The organism is Pantoea sp. CS_6 (assembly GCF_041954745.1).
Classification (GTDB): Bacteria; Pseudomonadota; Gammaproteobacteria; order Enterobacterales; family Enterobacteriaceae; genus Pantoea; species Pantoea stewartii.
Map to the genome: position 1 here is coordinate 111,124 of NZ_JAVAYG010000011.1, position 15,311 is coordinate 126,434.

General features: G+C 54.0%; 13 protein-coding genes and 3 tRNA genes. 3 read left to right on the forward strand and 13 right to left on the reverse strand.

Features of this window, described 5'->3' with window-relative positions:
- Positions 1–8 precede the first annotated feature (8 nt).
- The 9 genes from hflC to nnr all read right to left on the reverse strand — a co-directional run bounded on the left by hflC (position 9) and on the right by nnr (position 10,705).
- Positions 9–1,013 (reverse strand): protease modulator HflC, encoded by a 1,005-nt coding sequence (hflC, locus tag RAC90_RS16870; protein WP_006120940.1) that lies wholly within the window; start codon positions 1,011–1,013, stop codon positions 9–11.
- 3 nt (positions 1,014–1,016) lie between these two features.
- Entirely contained in the window at positions 1,017–2,249 is a 1,233-nt protein-coding gene (gene hflK / locus RAC90_RS16875; protein WP_033740037.1) for an FtsH protease activity modulator HflK, read from the reverse strand.
- Between the two features lie 177 nt (positions 2,250–2,426).
- Positions 2,427–3,707 (reverse strand): ribosome rescue GTPase HflX, encoded by a 1,281-nt coding sequence (gene hflX / locus RAC90_RS16880; protein ID WP_006120942.1) that lies wholly within the window; start codon positions 3,705–3,707, stop codon positions 2,427–2,429.
- Positions 3,708–3,782: 75 nt separating this feature from the next.
- On the reverse strand, positions 3,783–4,097 hold the full coding sequence (gene hfq / locus RAC90_RS16885; RefSeq protein WP_033740039.1) for an RNA chaperone Hfq: 315 nt from the start codon (positions 4,095–4,097) through the stop codon (positions 3,783–3,785).
- A gap of 104 nt (positions 4,098–4,201) precedes the next feature.
- Positions 4,202–5,152: a tRNA (adenosine(37)-N6)-dimethylallyltransferase MiaA gene (gene miaA, locus RAC90_RS16890; RefSeq protein ID WP_006120944.1), complete on the reverse strand. Its 951-nt coding sequence runs from the start codon at positions 5,150–5,152 to the stop codon at positions 4,202–4,204.
- Positions 5,145–6,989: a DNA mismatch repair endonuclease MutL gene (mutL, locus tag RAC90_RS16895; protein WP_058702688.1), complete on the reverse strand. Its 1,845-nt coding sequence runs from the start codon at positions 6,987–6,989 to the stop codon at positions 5,145–5,147. The genes miaA and mutL overlap by 8 nt, the downstream gene beginning before the upstream one ends.
- 49 nt (positions 6,990–7,038) lie before the next feature.
- Entirely contained in the window at positions 7,039–8,715 is a 1,677-nt protein-coding gene (amiB, locus tag RAC90_RS16900; RefSeq protein ID WP_006120946.1) for an N-acetylmuramoyl-L-alanine amidase AmiB, read from the reverse strand.
- Entirely contained in the window at positions 8,712–9,188 is a 477-nt protein-coding gene (gene tsaE / locus RAC90_RS16905) for a tRNA (adenosine(37)-N6)-threonylcarbamoyltransferase complex ATPase subunit type 1 TsaE (RefSeq protein ID WP_054633013.1), read from the reverse strand. The genes amiB and tsaE overlap by 4 nt, the downstream gene beginning before the upstream one ends.
- On the reverse strand, positions 9,185–10,705 hold the full coding sequence (gene nnr, locus RAC90_RS16910) for a bifunctional ADP-dependent NAD(P)H-hydrate dehydratase/NAD(P)H-hydrate epimerase (protein ID WP_058702690.1): 1,521 nt from the start codon (positions 10,703–10,705) through the stop codon (positions 9,185–9,187). The genes tsaE and nnr overlap by 4 nt, the downstream gene beginning before the upstream one ends.
- On the opposite strand from nnr, the gene queG reads away from it, so the two are divergent.
- Positions 10,704–11,843 carry a tRNA epoxyqueuosine(34) reductase QueG gene (queG, locus tag RAC90_RS16915; protein ID WP_033740044.1) on the forward strand — a complete coding sequence of 380 codons (1,140 nt, stop codon included), beginning with the start codon at positions 10,704–10,706 and terminating at the stop codon, positions 11,841–11,843. The two genes, nnr and queG, sit on opposite strands and share 2 nt — an antisense overlap.
- 342 nt (positions 11,844–12,185) lie before the next feature.
- Here the strand turns inward: queG and RAC90_RS16920 are convergent.
- The 4 genes from RAC90_RS16920 to orn form a co-directional block, all read right to left on the reverse strand.
- Positions 12,186–12,261 (reverse strand) — tRNA-Gly (locus RAC90_RS16920).
- Between the two features lie 26 nt (positions 12,262–12,287).
- Positions 12,288–12,363, reverse strand: a tRNA-Gly gene (locus tag RAC90_RS16925).
- A 26-nt stretch (positions 12,364–12,389) separates the two neighbouring features.
- Positions 12,390–12,465 (reverse strand) — tRNA-Gly (locus RAC90_RS16930).
- A 153-nt stretch (positions 12,466–12,618) separates the two neighbouring features.
- Positions 12,619–13,167, reverse strand: coding sequence for an oligoribonuclease (gene orn / locus RAC90_RS16935; RefSeq protein WP_006120954.1), 549 nt, complete (start codon positions 13,165–13,167; stop codon positions 12,619–12,621).
- 99 nt (positions 13,168–13,266) lie between these two features.
- Here orn and rsgA point away from each other — a divergent pair, with 99 nt between their 5' ends.
- A complete protein-coding gene (rsgA, locus tag RAC90_RS16940; RefSeq protein WP_054633010.1) occupies positions 13,267–14,316 on the forward strand; it encodes a small ribosomal subunit biogenesis GTPase RsgA in 1,050 nt (349 codons plus the stop codon).
- A gap of 92 nt (positions 14,317–14,408) precedes the next feature.
- Complete coding sequence (gene asd / locus RAC90_RS16945) at positions 14,409–15,305, forward strand: archaetidylserine decarboxylase (protein ID WP_375124565.1); 897 nt, start codon at positions 14,409–14,411, stop codon at positions 15,303–15,305.
- Positions 15,306–15,311: the final 6 nt, after the last annotated feature.

Sequence of the window (15,311 nt, forward strand, 5' to 3'; positions counted from 1 at the left end):
ATCAGTTCTTAGCGCGTGGCGTTAGACGGTGCCTTCATATAGCGGAAGAAGTCACTGTCCGGGCTCAACACCATCACGTCCTGATTTTCGTTGAAGCTGTTTTCATAAGCACGCAGGCTGCGGATAAAGGCGTAGAAATCCGGGTCCTGACTGAAAGCATTTGCAAACAGTTTTGCCGCTTCTGCATCGCCATCACCGCGGGTAATCAGGGCTTCACGCTGGGCTTCTGCCAGCGTACGGGTAACCTGATAGTCAGCCTGAGCACGCAGTTTTTCCGCCTCTTCCTGACCTTGTGAACGCTGGCTACGCGCAACCGCTTCACGCTCGGCGCGCATACGGTTAAAGATCGCATCTGAGACTTCCGTCGGCAGATTGATCTGCTTGATCCGCACGTCAACAACCTGAATCCCTAACGCCGCCATACTGTTTGGATTTGGCGCAGGTTCACTGCTGTTGGTTTCCCGTTCAACCCGTGCCGCTGCACTGGCGATAGCATCATCTGCGGCTGGTGTAGACACGTCATCGTCACCGCCTGCCGTACCGGTATTCAGCGCATCACGGACATCCGTGGTCAAACGACCACGAGAATCGGTCACGATGTCTTTCACGTCGAGACGGCCCATTTCTGAACGTAAACGGTCACTGAATTTACGCTTCAGCAGCACTTCGGCCTGAGACACATCCCCACCACCGGTTGCCAGGTAGTAGCGACTGAAATCGCTGATGCGCCACTTAATGTAAGAGTCGACAATCAGATCTTTCTTCTCTTTGGTCACGAAGCGATCGGCCTGGTTATCCATGGTCTGGATACGCGCATCCAGCATTTTAACCGTTTCGATAAACGGAATCTTGAAATGCAGACCCGGTGCAAAAACCTGAGGCTTGTTTTCGCTGTCGCGCAGGACTTTACCAAAGCGCAGGACAATACCGCGCTCACCTTCCTGTACCACGAAGAGCGACGCATAAATGGCGACCAACGCGATAATAATGACAACTATGACTGGCTTACGCATTGATTACTCTCTCCCTTCGCGCTGGGTATCGTTGCGCAGAGCGTTGGCTCGACGCTGATCCATGATGCTGTCTGGACTGTATGACGACGTGTCCGTGCGGCTTGCACTCCGATCGGAAAGTGACGGCAATGCTGCGCTGCTCTTTTGCCCGTTCTTCGCAGAGGAAGACTGAACACCACGCATCAGTTGATCGAGAGGCAGAACCATCAGGTTGTTACCACGATCGTTCACCAGCACTTTACGTGTATGACTCAGAACACGCTCCATGGTCTCAATGTACAGACGCTCTTTGGTAATTTCCGGCGCGGCTTTGTATTCCGGTAAAAGCTTGGCAAAACGCGCCACTTCACCCTGTGCTTCCAGCACCGTGCGCTCTTTATAAGCACGTGCTTCTTCCAGCACACGCTGCGCACGACCGTTAGCCCGCGGCTGAACTTCGTTCGCATAGGCTTCCGCTTCACGCACATACTGCTCACGGTTTTCACGCGCGGCAATCGCATCATCAAACGCTGACTTCACTTCTTCAGGAGGACGCGCCGCCTGGAAGTTAACGTCAAGCACCGTGATGCCCATATGGTACGGGCGAATGGTTTCGTCGATTTCGCGCTGCGTTTCGCTACGCACGACCGTACGACCTTCTGTCAGAATACGATCCATGGTAGAGCGACCAATTACGCCGCGCAGCGCACTGTCCGTTGCCTGACGCAGGCTGTCGTCCGGGCTGGTAACAGAGAACAAATAGCGTTCCGGATCGGTTACGCGGTACTGCACGTTCATCTCCACGCGCACGACGTTTTCATCAGAGGTCAGCATGACGCCCGATGCCGCCAGTTCACGCACGGCTTCGACATTCACGGCGCGGACCTGATCGATAAAGGTGGGCTTCCAGTTCAGGCCTGGCTCAACGATGTGGCTGAACTTACCAAAGCGCGTGACAACACCGCGTTCCGCTTCTTTGATCGTATAAAATCCGCTTGCTGCCCAGATCACTACTGCCGCAACAGCGACAATGCCAAAAAGTTTGCCGCTACCGCCGGAACTGCGCTGACCATTGTCACCTTTATTGCCGCCGCCGAATCCGCCAAGCTTTTTACTCAGCTTGCGGAAGATATCATCCAGATCAGGAGGCCCAGATTCCTTACCTCCCTTATTCCCCCCAGAGTTGCCGCCTTGATTATTGCTGCTTCCCCACGGGTCGCGGTCCTGTCCGTTATTTCCGGGCTGATTCCACGCCATGTCATTACTCCATTTATAGTTTTAGCGGCTTACCCTTGTGATTTTCCGTTGTGGCGGCACTGGCTGCGTCTGTGTTCCCGACTCGCCGACCAGGTGAAGAGAGTGGCCGTCGGGAAATATGTCAACTAACGCCGCGCAACAACATAAAATCGTCAGGGTAAGTTCGGTTTGGCAATCTCAAACAATATAACTGGTCAGCGACGGCTCCTGCTTGCATAAGCGGTGCCAGTCAACAATCGGCATTCGCACATGCAACCCCACACTGCCGTCCTCTTCGTTCCACTCTTTTTCAATCGCCTGCAACTGATAGAAACGGCTGCGTAAGCGCCCCGCATCCGGTGGCAAACGTAAATCGTACTGGGCAATCTCGCCCGACAGACGCTCGGACAGCGCCTGCCATAACAGCGGAATCCCCGCCCCCGTCTGCGCAGAGAGCCATACTCGCACCGGCAGGTTATTTTCGTCACGGTCAATGCGCGGTTCAAAACCGTCCAGCATATCGATCTTATTCATGATCAGTAACGCGGGAATTTCATCGGCTTCGATTTCTTCAAGCACCTCATTGACAGCATCTATGTTTTCATTGACCCGTACGTCGGCTGCATCGATCACATGCATCAGCAACGTGGCCTGGCGGGTTTCCTGCAAGGTAGCTTTAAATGCGGCCACTAAATCATGCGGCAGATGGCGGATGAAGCCGACGGTATCGGCCAGCACAACTTCACCGACATCGGCAACATTCAGGCGACGCAGCGTGGGATCCAGCGTGGCAAACAGCTGATCCGCGGCATAAACGTTGGCAGAGGTGATGGCGTTAAAAAGGGTAGACTTGCCGGCGTTGGTGTAACCCACCAGCGAGACAGTCGGCACATCGGCTTTAGCGCGCGCCTGTCGTCCCTGCTCGCGCTGTTTTTCAACGCGTTCCAGACGTGACAAAATCTGGCTGATACGGCCACGCAATAAACGGCGGTCGGTTTCTAACTGCGTTTCACCCGGGCCACGCAGGCCAATACCGCCTTTCTGGCGTTCAAGGTGCGTCCAGCCTCGTACCAGGCGTGTTGCCAGGTGACGCAACTGCGCCAGCTCAACCTGCAATTTCCCCTCATGGGTACGTGCACGTTGGGCAAAAATATCAAGAATCAGGCCAGTGCGGTCGATAACACGGCACTCGCACAGGCGCTCAAGATTACGTTCCTGAGCGGGCGTTAAGGCATGATCGAAAAGGACGACCGATGCTCCACTTGTTTTTACCGCATCGGCAATTTCAACGGCTTTTCCTTCACCGACAAAATACTTGGGATGTGGCGCTTTACGACTGCCGGTGACAACCTGCAGTGCTTCAACGCCAGCAGAAGAAACCAGGGTTTCGAATTCCTGTAAATCTTCGAGCTCTTTGTCTTGGGAGAACCAGATGTGTACCAGTACGGCCTGCTCACCGGCATCATAACGGTCAAACAAGCTATAACCTCGCTTATATAAAAAGACCAGGACGGAAAACCTGAGGCTTTCCAGTCCTGGTTAAACGGTGCCGCCTTACTCTGCGTTATCACCGTCTTGTTGTGGCTGCGACTGAGCAGACGTATTGCTGCCGCCGTGATGGTAATTGTTGTTGCTGCCACCGCCGGTATTGTTGCTATGGTGAGAAACCGGACGTGAAGGCACAACAGTAGAGATGGCATGCTTATACACCATCTGACTTACCGTGTTTTTCAACAAAATAACGAACTGATCAAAGGATTCAATCTGACCTTGCAGCTTGATACCGTTGACCAAATAGATCGAAACCGGAACACGTTCACGACGCAGTGCGTTCAGAAACGGGTCTTGTAATGATTGCCCCTTAGCCATTCTATCTTTTCCTTATATGCTTGTTGTTTGTTGCTTGTAGAACACAGTGGTTCTGAAAAAAACTGCGTAAAAATTTGCGCACGTAACTTGCCAATTGTACACAATCACCCATGCTTCGCACTAACAACCTGAAGTACTGTATCACGCGCTAAGTGAGGTTCATCACTGTCTAACCAGTGAATGTTCTCCCAGCCACGTAACCAGGTCATCTGCCGTTTAGCGAGTTGCCGGGTTGCGCAAACTCCCCGATAAACCATTTCGTCGTAGTCGATCTCGCCCGCTAAATAAGACCACATCTGGCGATAGCCGACACAACGAATGGAAGGCATATCCGTATGCAAATCACCTCGTGCAAACAGGGCCCGAGACTCCGCTTCAAATCCTGACGCCAACATCTGGTCGAAACGCAACGCGATGCGCTGATGCAACAGCTCGCGGCTCGCGGGGGCGATAGCAAACTGGTGAACATCGTAAGGGAGCGCTTCGCCGGAAATTTTAGTCAGTTCCGTTAAAGTTTTACCCGAAATAAAAAAAACTTCCAGTGCTCGCGAAAGTCTCTGCGGATCATTCGGATGAATACGACTGCCTGCGACCGGATCAATTTCGCAAAGTTGACGATGTAAAGCTTCCCAGCCTTTTTCACTCGCCATTTGCTCTATTTTTTGGCGGACATCCGGATCGGCCGAGGGCAGCGGCGACAATCCTTCAAGTAACGCCTTGAAGTAGAGCATAGTTCCACCAACAAGCAACGGAATTCGTCCATGCTGAACGATATCCGCCATTTCTGCTAACGCGTCTCGCCGAAACTCCGCTGCCGAATAGGCCTCAGCAGGATCGCGAATGTCCAGCAAACGATGGGGTGCCAGCGCCAGTTCCTCTGCAGAAGGCTTCGCCGTACCGATGTTCATCTCTCGATAAATCAGAGCAGAATCTACGCTGATCAGTTCCACCGGCAACTGTTTACGCAGCTCAATCGCTAATGCGGTTTTGCCTGACGCTGTCGGCCCCATCAAAAAAATCGCCTTTGGCCGGCCAGCCTGGTTTAATTCACTCATGCTTCAACGCGTTTATCGCGCTCTCAATCTCGATGGCTTGCAACAAGCCTGAAGGTGGCGATTTCAGCAGCTGCGGACAAAGCCTTTCCAGCTCCGTCAACAGCGTAATCGCCTGGGAGTGATTCCAGTTCTGAGGCTCTGCATCCTCTCGTCGCGCCAGCCACTGGGCCAGTTGCGTCGCAGAGTTCTCTTGCTGTCGGGCGAGATAGCCTAACAGTTCAGGAATCAAGATTTGTAAATTTTGTGTTCGTAACGGTAAAGGCACGGCGCGCAAGATAATGTGGTCGCCCTCCGGATGCAAATCAATGCCCATCTGGTTAAGCAGACTGAGATTGTCCTGTGCCGCCTTGCGCTCTGCCGAGGCGATTTTTAACCGCACAGGAATCAAAAGCGGTTGTGCTTTTAATCCACCTTCCTGCGGCTCTAACTGGGCCTGTTTTAACCACCGCGCCGCCACGGGCAGGGCTAATAACAGTAAAGTCTGGTCCTGCTCCAGCACGGCATACTGATCTGCCAGCACCGTCAGTACGCGACCAAAACTGTGCAGATGCGCTTTCACAGGCGTTGGCGTAATCGTCGCCTCACGTGGCGGCGAGACCGGCGCTTTTGCCGCAGTGGCAGGAGGGGCTGCGGTATCCAGCAACTGCTGATAAACCTTGCCTTCATGCGGGCGATAACCCGGCTCTTTACTTTGCCAACCCGCCCCACCGGTTGTGCCACCACTGTTACGCGGCGTTGCCGCAGGCTGGCTGAAATGATTGCCGCCTGCGGCCTGGCGGTTTTCCTGTTGCCAGCGTGGTGCAGGCTCCTCTGCCTGTACGGCTGGCAGAACGGGCGCCGCACTTTCCTGCAAGACGCTCATGACGCCCTGGTAGATAAAATCATGCACCAGACGTGACTGATGAAAACGCACCTCATGTTTTGCCGGGTGGACGTTGACGTCGACCTGGTGAGGATCGATCGTCAGATAGAGCACATAGGCGGGCTGTTGATCGTCCTGCAACTGGCTCTGAAACGCCTGCCGGATGGCATGGTTGATGAGCTTGTCACGCATCATGCGGCCATTAACATAACAGTACTGGATGTCGCTGATCTGACGAGAGCCGGCGGGATCGGCAACCCAGCCGCGCAGAGCTAAATCGTCATGCTGCCAGTCGATTCGCAGTGCGTGCTGCATGAAGGTCGTGCCACAAATCGCGCCAAGGCGACGTTCACGCTGGCGCTCATCGTTAACCGCCCGGTACTGACGCATCAGCTTGCCGTTATGGTTCAGAGAAATCGCCACGTCAAACCGCGCCAGCGCAATGCGACGGATGACTTCATCAATATGACCAAACTCGGTTTTCTCAGTACGCATAAACTTGCGGCGCGCTGGCGTATTGTAAAAAAGGTCAAGGACTTCCAGCGTCGATCCACAGGGATGTGCGGCAGGCTTGAGGGTCACCTGCATATCACGGCCTTCCGCGTACGCCTGCCAGGCTTCGCTTTGTTCAGCCGTGCGCGACGTCAGCGTCAGGCGGGAAACCGAGCTGATACTGGCCAGCGCTTCCCCACGGAACCCCAGGCTCATAATGGCTTCCAGATCGTCCAGTGATGCAATTTTGCTGGTTGCATGGCGAGCCAGCGCCATCGCGAGTTCATCTTTTGCGATACCACAGCCGTTATCGCGGATGCGGATGAGTTTTGCACCGCCCTTTTCGATATCCACATCTATTCGCGTTGCCCCCGCATCAAGGCTGTTTTCCACCAGTTCCTTCACAACCGATGCGGGGCGCTCAACCACTTCTCCGGCGGCAATCTGGTTAGCGAGTTGCGGCGGTAAAATTTGTATTGGCATGCGGGATATCCTTGTAGCTGGTTGCCCGGCCTGCTGGCCGGGCCCACAATCAGGATGCAGGGATTTTCAGGTTTTGACCCAACATCACGTTGGTTGATTTCAGGTTATTCGCCTGAAGGATCGATTTCGGGCTGACACCGTAATGGGCGGCGATGCTGCTCAGTGAATCACCACGAACCACCTTATGTCGGATCGGGCGACGGGGAGTCGTTGCAGCTGGCGTTGTCCTGCTGGCTACCGCGCTGGCAGGCACTTTCAGTCGCTGTCCCACCCAGACGACATCGCGCTTCAGGGTATTCATCTGCCGTAACGTTGCCATACTTACGCCATATTTTGCTGCAATACCGGACAGCGTCTCTCCACGTGTCACGGTATGCCGTTGCACAGCGCCCGTATACTGCGTCTCACCGGTAGCCGGATTACTGGCTACGCTGACCGCTGGCGACGAGCCCAGCGGCCGGTTTTCCTCCTTTGGGACCGATTGTAGCGGGTGCGCCAGGAAATAAGCGCGCAGTCCTTTATATATTGACTGTGCAATCTTATCCTGGTGTGCGCTACTGCCGAGCAGTCGCTCCTCCGAGGCATTACTGATAAATCCGGTTTCCACCAGAAGCGACGGAATATCCGGCGAACGCAACACGCCAAGGCTGGCATGCTCCGGTAAACGTTTGTGTAACGACGTCACACCGCGCAACTGTTGGATGACTTTCACCGCAATGTCATATCCGACGCGCTGCGAGTGACCAAACTGGAGATCAAGCACCGCCTGGCTCAGATAAGGATCGGCCTGGCTGTTGGCCAGTAAATCGCCAGCCCCGCCCAGGAGTTCAGACTGTTTCTCTTTTTGCTCCAGCCAGTTCGCCATCTCACTGTTTGCACGACGGTTAGACAAGACCCAGACCGAGGCACCTGTGGCCGCATGGCTGGGGGCAGCATCCGCATGGATAGAGACCAGCACGTTGGCATTCGCTTTACGCGCCACGTCTGACCGGCCCATCACTGAAATAAAGTAGTCGCCATCACGCGTCAATACACCTTTAAACATCGGATCATTGTTTAAAAGCACTTTCAATTTACGCGCAATCGCAATAGTGACGTTTTTCTCTTTCAGGCCGTGCTGCCCAATTGCGCCTGGGTCCTGACCGCCATGTCCCGCATCAATGGCGACAATCACCGTATCGTTGCGGCTGGACGTGCCACCCGGTACGGCCGTGCTATTGGTATTGGTTACCGTAGTGACCGGATTCGCATTGAACGGATTGCTGGCATTGCGTTGTCGCGTTCGGGTGGGCTGGGATTCTGCCACGGCAGCAGGTGCGCTGCGCGTAACGGCGGGATGCTTACCCTGAATAGTAAAGACAACGCTGTAATTGCTGCCATTGCGCTGTGTCACTGCGCGGGTTTTTCCCGACTGCGTTAGCTCAAAAACCAGCCGAATACTTTGTTTATCTTTTGGCGTGCTGGTACGAATACGCTTTACGATGTTATCGCCGCTAAACGTTAAGGGTAGCCCTTTAATCACGCCACTTTGACGGATATCCAGAACAACCCGGTCGGGATTATGTAGGGGAAAATAGGCATAAACCGGCTGGCCAGAAAAACTGAGCGTTACTGTCGCCTGATTCCCGCCATTTGATACCTGAATGTCCGATAAATTAGCGGCAAACAGCGGACCCGCAACCAGTAGCAATCCTGCCACGATAACTGTTTTCATCCATGACATCATGCCGGTGCCCTGCCTTGTTCGATCTGCGTCACCCAGCGCTGTCCCTGTTCGGAATGTGCCACCAGTTCGGCCTCGCGTGCCTCATTGACATAACGCAGCGTTAAGGCGATATCCGGGGGAGGCAAAATACCGGCACCCTGTTGCGGCCACTCCACCAGACAAATCGCGTCATTGGTGAAGTAATCACGAATCCCCATGAACTCGAGTTCTTCCGGATCGGCAAGGCGATAAAGATCAAAATGATAGACAGCACGCCCGTCCAGAACATACGGCTCAACCAGCGTATAGGTCGGACTTTTCACATTGCCCACGTGGCCGGATGCCTGTAAGAAACCGCGGCTGAATGTGGTTTTTCCCGCACCGAGGTCGCCGTAAAGATAGATAACCGCCGCCTTGCCACAGGCATGCGCCAGTTGAGCACCTAGGTCGAGTGTTGCCGCCTCAGTGGGCAAAGGTATAACACAGCTCTTCATGCTTCTTGATTCATCTCTGGATTAACAAACTGCCACAGCAGATCAAATAAGTCTGATGCCAGCATACCGCGCGTGCCCCATAGTGCCGCTCGCTTATCAGCGGCAGCACCGTGAGCGACACAACCTGCGCAGGCAGCATCAAACAGCGCCAATTTTTGTCCCATCAACGAGGCAATAATACCGGTGAGCACATCACCCATACCACCCGATGCCATTCCTGCATTACCCACATCGGCAAAAGCCATCTGACCACTTTCACTGGCAATAATAGTGCCGGCGCCTTTTAAGACCACGACACCACCATAGCGTTTCACCAGTTCCTGTGCAGCATGTAAGCGGTCACTTTCAATTTCGCTGGTTTTAACACCCAGCAAGCGAGCCGCTTCGCCTGGATGCGGCGTTATAATGCGATTCTGACGTTTCTCTGCCTTTATTGCCAGCAAGTTAAGCGCATCAGCATCCCAAAGCATCGGCTTTTCAGCGCTTTTAACCTTCTCCAGTGCATTCTGGCCCCATTCACGCTGTCCCAGCCCCGGTCCAATCGCAATGACATCCGCCCAGGCGATGCCGTCATCCAGGCGCGTATCCGTCAGCTCGTCCACCATCACTTCCGGGCGCGCGGTAAGAATGGGTGCAATATTATCCTTGTGAGTAAGTACTCGCACCAAGCCGCTACCGGTGCGTAGCGCTGCTTCCGCAGACATCCGAATAGCGCCCGCGGTTCCACTGTCCCCACCAATAATCAGCAGGCGACCCTGATCACCTTTATGGGAGGTCGCCTTACGCGGCTTAAGCCACTGGCGTAAACTGTGTGCATCGTATCGGGCCATGGGGGGCTGCTGTGCTGCCAGAAAGTCGTGTAAACCCAGACCGGCGAAATAAAGTTGTCCGACACAATCCCGTGCTTTACCGGTGAGCTGTCCGGGTTTTAACGCGATCACGCTCACCGTATGCGTGGCTTCTGTCGCCTCACCCGGCGTCGTGCCGTTTTCTGCCGACAGGCCGGATGGCATATCGATGGCCACGACCGGCGCGCTATGCTCATTGATCTGTGCAATCAGGGTGGATAAAGGCTCAACCGGCGCCCGTGAAACGCCAGTGCCTAACAACGCGTCTACGATCACGTCGACGTTTTCAGGCCAGGCGGCGTCGGGCGCGTGAATTTCGCCGCCCGATTCAAGCCATCCGTCTCGCGCAGTACGCGCTTCGTCGGGTAAAGGTTTACTGCCATCGCACGCCAGCAACGTCACCTGTTTACCTGCAGCCTGAGCCAACCGGGCGACAACATAGCCATCGCCTCCGTTGTTGCCGTGACCGCACAACACCAGCCAGTGCTGAGCTTCTGGCCAGTGCGCCATAATATGTTCATATACCGCCTGACCTGCACGTAACATCAGCTCGTAGAGCGTAATGCCCAGCTCATCTGCCCCCTCGCGCTCAAGTTGTTTCAGCGCCTGCGCAGGCCAGACAGAGTGTGGTAAACTGCCGCGGTTTCTCTTCGGATTCTGGTTAGTCATGTCATACCCTCTGGATCTTGATCAACTCGCTCAACACATTAAGCAGTGGGGACGCGATCTGGGCTTTCAGCAGGTCGGTATTACCGATACCGATCTCAGCGCAGAAGAACCGCGCCTGCAAGCCTGGCTGGATAAGCAGTACCATGGCGAAATGGAATGGATGGCCCGCCATGGAATGATGCGCGCACGTCCGCATGAACTGCTACCCGGCACGCTGAGGGTGATCAGCGTTCGCATGAACTACTTGCCCGCGAAAGCCGCGTTTGCCAGCACGCTGAAAAACCCACAGTTGGGTTATGTCAGCCGTTACGCGCTGGGCCGCGATTACCACAAAGTATTGCGCAATCGCCTGAAAAAGCTTGGCGAAATGATCCAGACGCACTGTGGCGAAAGCCAGTTTCGCCCGTTTGTGGATTCTGCGCCGCTGCTTGAACGCCCGCTGGCGGCTAAAGCCGGACTGGGCTGGACCGGTAAACATTCGCTGATCCTGAATCGTGAAGCCGGTTCGTGGTTTTTTCTGGGTGAACTGCTGATCGATCTGCCCCTTCCCATCGATACGCCGCAGGAAGAACAGTGTGGGCGCTGCGTTGCCTGCATGACCATTTGCCCGACGGGCGCGATTGTTGAGCCCTATACCGTCGATGCGCGACGTTGCATTTCCTACCTGACGATCGAACTCGAAGGAGCTATACCGGAGGAGTTTCGGCCGCTCATGGGAAACCGGATTTATGGCTGTGACGACTGTCAGTTGATTTGCCCCTGGAATCGCTATGGGCAGCTGACTGACGAAGCCGATTTTTCGCCCCGCGCCGCGCTGCATGCCCCAGAGTTAACCGCGCTGTTTCAGTGGGATGAAGCTAAATTCCTGCGCATTACTGAAGGGTCCCCTATTCGGCGCATTGGTTATCAGCGCTGGTCCCGTAATATTGCCGTCGCGCTGGGCAATGCACCCTGGCATACAGAGATCCTTAGCGTCCTTGAGCAACGACGTGGCGAAAGCGATCTGCTGGACGAACATATTGAGTGGGCTATCACGCAACAGTTACATAAGCGAAAAGCGCTGGCGATCGATGTTCAACCCGCGCAGCAAAAACGGCTGGTGAGAGTCATTGAAAAGGGATTACCACGTGATGCCTGATTGCGCAACTGTCCAGAAGGCGCGGATTTCCACATCCTGTGAATAAAAATAAAAACGCGTTGTCATTCAATCGTAATAACACAACTGACAGAAAAGAATAACATAATGAAATATTATTATTTCATTAAAAATCAGCAATTTAAATAAAATTTGTGTTATTTTGCAAATGCGTCTACCGTCTGGCTTAATTCACAAACCTGTGGATAACTCTGTTTAAAACAAAATTTCAGAAGGGCGAAAACGGCACAGACAACGCGATAACGGCTGTGGATAACTGGACTGAATTGTCGTTGATACTGCTGCCAGCCTGACAGGCTGTTAACAAAAACGTGACGATAAATCTGGAGCGGGAAACGAGACTCGAACTCGCGACCCCGACCTTGGCAAGGTCGTGCTCTACCAACTGAGCTATTCCCGCATAGAAGGGCACTGCAAAACACATTTTGGAGCGGGAAACGAGACTCGAACTCGCGACCCCGACCTTGGCAAGGTCGTGCTCTACCAACTGAGCTATTCCCGCATAGTAGGATACTGCTAAACATCATTTGGAGCGGGAAACGAGACTCGAACTCGCGACCCCGACCTTGGCAAGGTCGTGCTCTACCAACTGAGCTATTCCCGCGCCTTGTACCGTCATAAATTCTTCACCGGTACGGGGTGCGCATTATACGAGAAATCGCTGCTGCTGCAAGATGCTGACAACAAAATTTTGCGCTTTTAACGCGTTTGCTGATTATTGCAGCAACATGGCGATTTCCTGTGCACCCTTTGCTGGTTAAAGCTGCAAAAAGTGTTGACGGTAATAAGCAAGCTCGGCAACAGACTCACGAATATCGTCCAGTGCCTGGTGCGAACCCGTCTTTTTGAAGCCTGGCAGGATGTCTGGCTTCCAGCGGCGAGCCAGTTCTTTCAGTGTGCTGACATCCAGATAGCGATAATGGAAGTAGGCTTCCAGCTCCGGCATGTACTTAAACAAAAAACGGCGATCCTGGCCGATACTGTTGCCGCAGATCGGCGAGGTATTGGCTGGCACCCACTGTTTCAGAAATTCGATCGTTGCCTTTTCAGCAGCACGGTCATCTGTCTGGCTGGCCTTAACGCGCGCAACCAGTCCACTGTTAGTATGAGTACGGACGTTCCAGTCATCCATCAGGCTCAGTTGTTCATCAGACTGATGAACCGCCATCACCGGCCCCTCCGCCAGAATATTCAGATCTGCATCAGTCACCAGAGTGGCAATCTCAATGATACGATCGCGTTCCGGATCGAGCCCGGTCATTTCCAAATCAATCCAGATTAAATTATTTTCGTTTCCAGTGGCCATGCTATTACCTGTGGTTGCTGAGTCGTCATTCGTCATCAATAAGGTGTATCATAGACGTTTTGCCCCTGTGGCGAAATCCAGCTAAACCGGTGAGGGTGAGTGAGTAAAAATAAACTGTCGAAAGGTCAACAACGCCGCGTAAGCGCTAACCACGATCGTCGTTTAAATCAGCGCAAAACGCGCCCGGAAGCGGACGATAATTTATTTGGTGAAGATGCTGAGGGCATTGTGGTCAGCCGATTTGGCATGCATGCCGATGTCGAAGACAGTGCGGGCATTACGCATCGCTGCAATATTCGCAGGACGATTCGTTCACTGGTGACGGGCGATCGTGTGGTCTGGCGCCCTGCCCTCAACGGCGGCAAAGGCATTGTTGAAGCGGTGCATGAGCGCACCAGCGTACTGACACGTCCTGATTTTTACGACGGCGTTAAACCTATTGCCGCGAACATCGATCAGATTATTATCGTGTCGGCCATTTTGCCCGAGCTCTCCCTGAACATAATTGACCGCTATCTGGTCGCCAGTGAAACGCTGGATATCGAGCCGCTGCTGGTGCTCAATAAAATCGACCTGCTGGATGATAAAGCCCGCGCGTTTGTCGATGAGCAAATGGCGATCTATCGCAAGATTGGTTATCGGGTCTTAATGGTCTCCAGCCATGAGAAAGCCGGTCTGAGTGAATTGCAGGCGGCATTGATTGACCGGATAAGTATCTTTGCGGGACAGTCCGGCGTCGGCAAGTCGAGCCTGTTGAATGCCCTGCTCGGCTTTGATCAACAGCAAGATACGGCCATTCTGACCAATGACGTGTCCGACGTGTCGGGTCTGGGTCAGCATACGACGACAGCATCCCGGCTTTATCATTTCCCCGACGGCGGCGATGTGATCGATTCGCCCGGCGTTCGTGAGTTCGGTTTATGGCATCTGGAGCCGGAACAAATCACCCGGGGATTTGTCGAATTCCGTGAGTTTTTAGGCGAATGCAAGTTCCGTGACTGCAAACATGGCTCGGACCCTGGCTGTGCCATCCGTGAAGCCGTTGAGCAAGGAAAAATCGACGCATCCCGCTTTGACAACTATCACCGCATTCTGGACAGTATGGCGCAGGTGAAAGTCCGGAAAAACTTTGCTGAGAGTGAAGATTAAGGCCAGTAACAGCGTAGTCGCCATCTGACCGGGGCGCTGCTACAATCCGCCCCCATTTTGTCAATGTTATAAAAGATAGCCAGGAGGCTAGGGTGTTTGATCGTTTTAAACTTGGCTTGAACCACATTCTCCCCAAAAAATGGCTGACTGAACTTGCTGGCTGGGGCGCAAGCCGTCGCGGCGGCTGGCTGACAAAGCTGGTGATTGACGGCTTCGTCTGGTTTTACAAAGTCGATATGACTGAAGCACGTAAACCGGATACCGCCAGTTACCGCACCTTCAACGATTTCTTCGTCCGCCCGTTAAAGGATGAGGCGCGCCCTGTGGATCCGGATGCGAGCCTGATCGCGCTGCCTGCGGACGGTGCCATCAGTCAACTTGGACATATCGAAGGCGACCAGATTTTCCAGGCAAAAGGCCACTACTATACGATCGACGCGCTGCTGGCAGGGAACGAGCAACTGGCCGCGTTGTTTCGTGAGGGTGAATTTATCACGACGTATCTGGCACCGCGTGATTATCACCGCGTCCATATGCCGTGCAACGGCATCCTGCGTGAAATGATTTACGTGCCAGGCGATCTTTACTCAGTGAATCCTCTGACCGCACGCAACATCCCTAACCTGTTTGCCCGTAACGAACGGATCATTTGTTACTTCGAGACCGATATGGGACCGATGGTACAGATCCTGGTGGGCGCGACTATCGTCGGGAGCATTGAAACCGTTTGGGCTGGCACGGTCACGCCACCACGCGAAGGCATTATCAAACGCTGGCACTATCCGGCCGCCGACCACGACGGTGCCGTTGTTCTGCTTAAAGGCCAGGAAATGGGCCGCTTCAAGCTGGGCTCGACCGTGATTAACCTGTTTGCGCCTGGCCGTGTCAGGCTGGCAGAAAGCCTTGAGGCCGAAAGCAAAGTCCGGATGGGACAACCTATGGCGGTCGCCCTGCCTCTGGCCACCGCACCGTCTGACGCTGTCGAATAAGAGTAA

Excerpts from the sequence above, each read along its gene's own strand:
- amiB (WP_006120946.1), bottom strand. The coding sequence starts at position 8,715 with ATGATGTCATGGATGAAAACAGTTATCGTGGCAGGATTGCTACTGGTT.
- orn (WP_006120954.1), bottom strand. The coding sequence starts at position 13,167 with ATGGCCACTGGAAACGAAAATAATTTAATCTGGATTGATTTGGAAATG.
- queG (WP_033740044.1), top strand. The coding sequence starts at position 10,704 with ATGTCATACCCTCTGGATCTTGATCAACTCGCTCAACACATTAAGCAG.
- nnr (WP_058702690.1), bottom strand. The coding sequence starts at position 10,705 with ATGACTAACCAGAATCCGAAGAGAAACCGCGGCAGTTTACCACACTCT.
- hflK (WP_033740037.1), bottom strand. The coding sequence starts at position 2,249 with ATGGCGTGGAATCAGCCCGGAAATAACGGACAGGACCGCGACCCGTGG.
- miaA (WP_006120944.1), bottom strand. The coding sequence starts at position 5,152 with ATGAGTGAATTAAACCAGGCTGGCCGGCCAAAGGCGATTTTTTTGATG.
- hflC (WP_006120940.1), bottom strand. The coding sequence starts at position 1,013 with ATGCGTAAGCCAGTCATAGTTGTCATTATTATCGCGTTGGTCGCCATT.
- mutL (WP_058702688.1), bottom strand. The coding sequence starts at position 6,989 with ATGCCAATACAAATTTTACCGCCGCAACTCGCTAACCAGATTGCCGCC.
- hfq (WP_033740039.1), bottom strand. The coding sequence starts at position 4,097 with ATGGCTAAGGGGCAATCATTACAAGACCCGTTTCTGAACGCACTGCGT.
- tsaE (WP_054633013.1), bottom strand. The coding sequence starts at position 9,188 with ATGAAGAGCTGTGTTATACCTTTGCCCACTGAGGCGGCAACACTCGAC.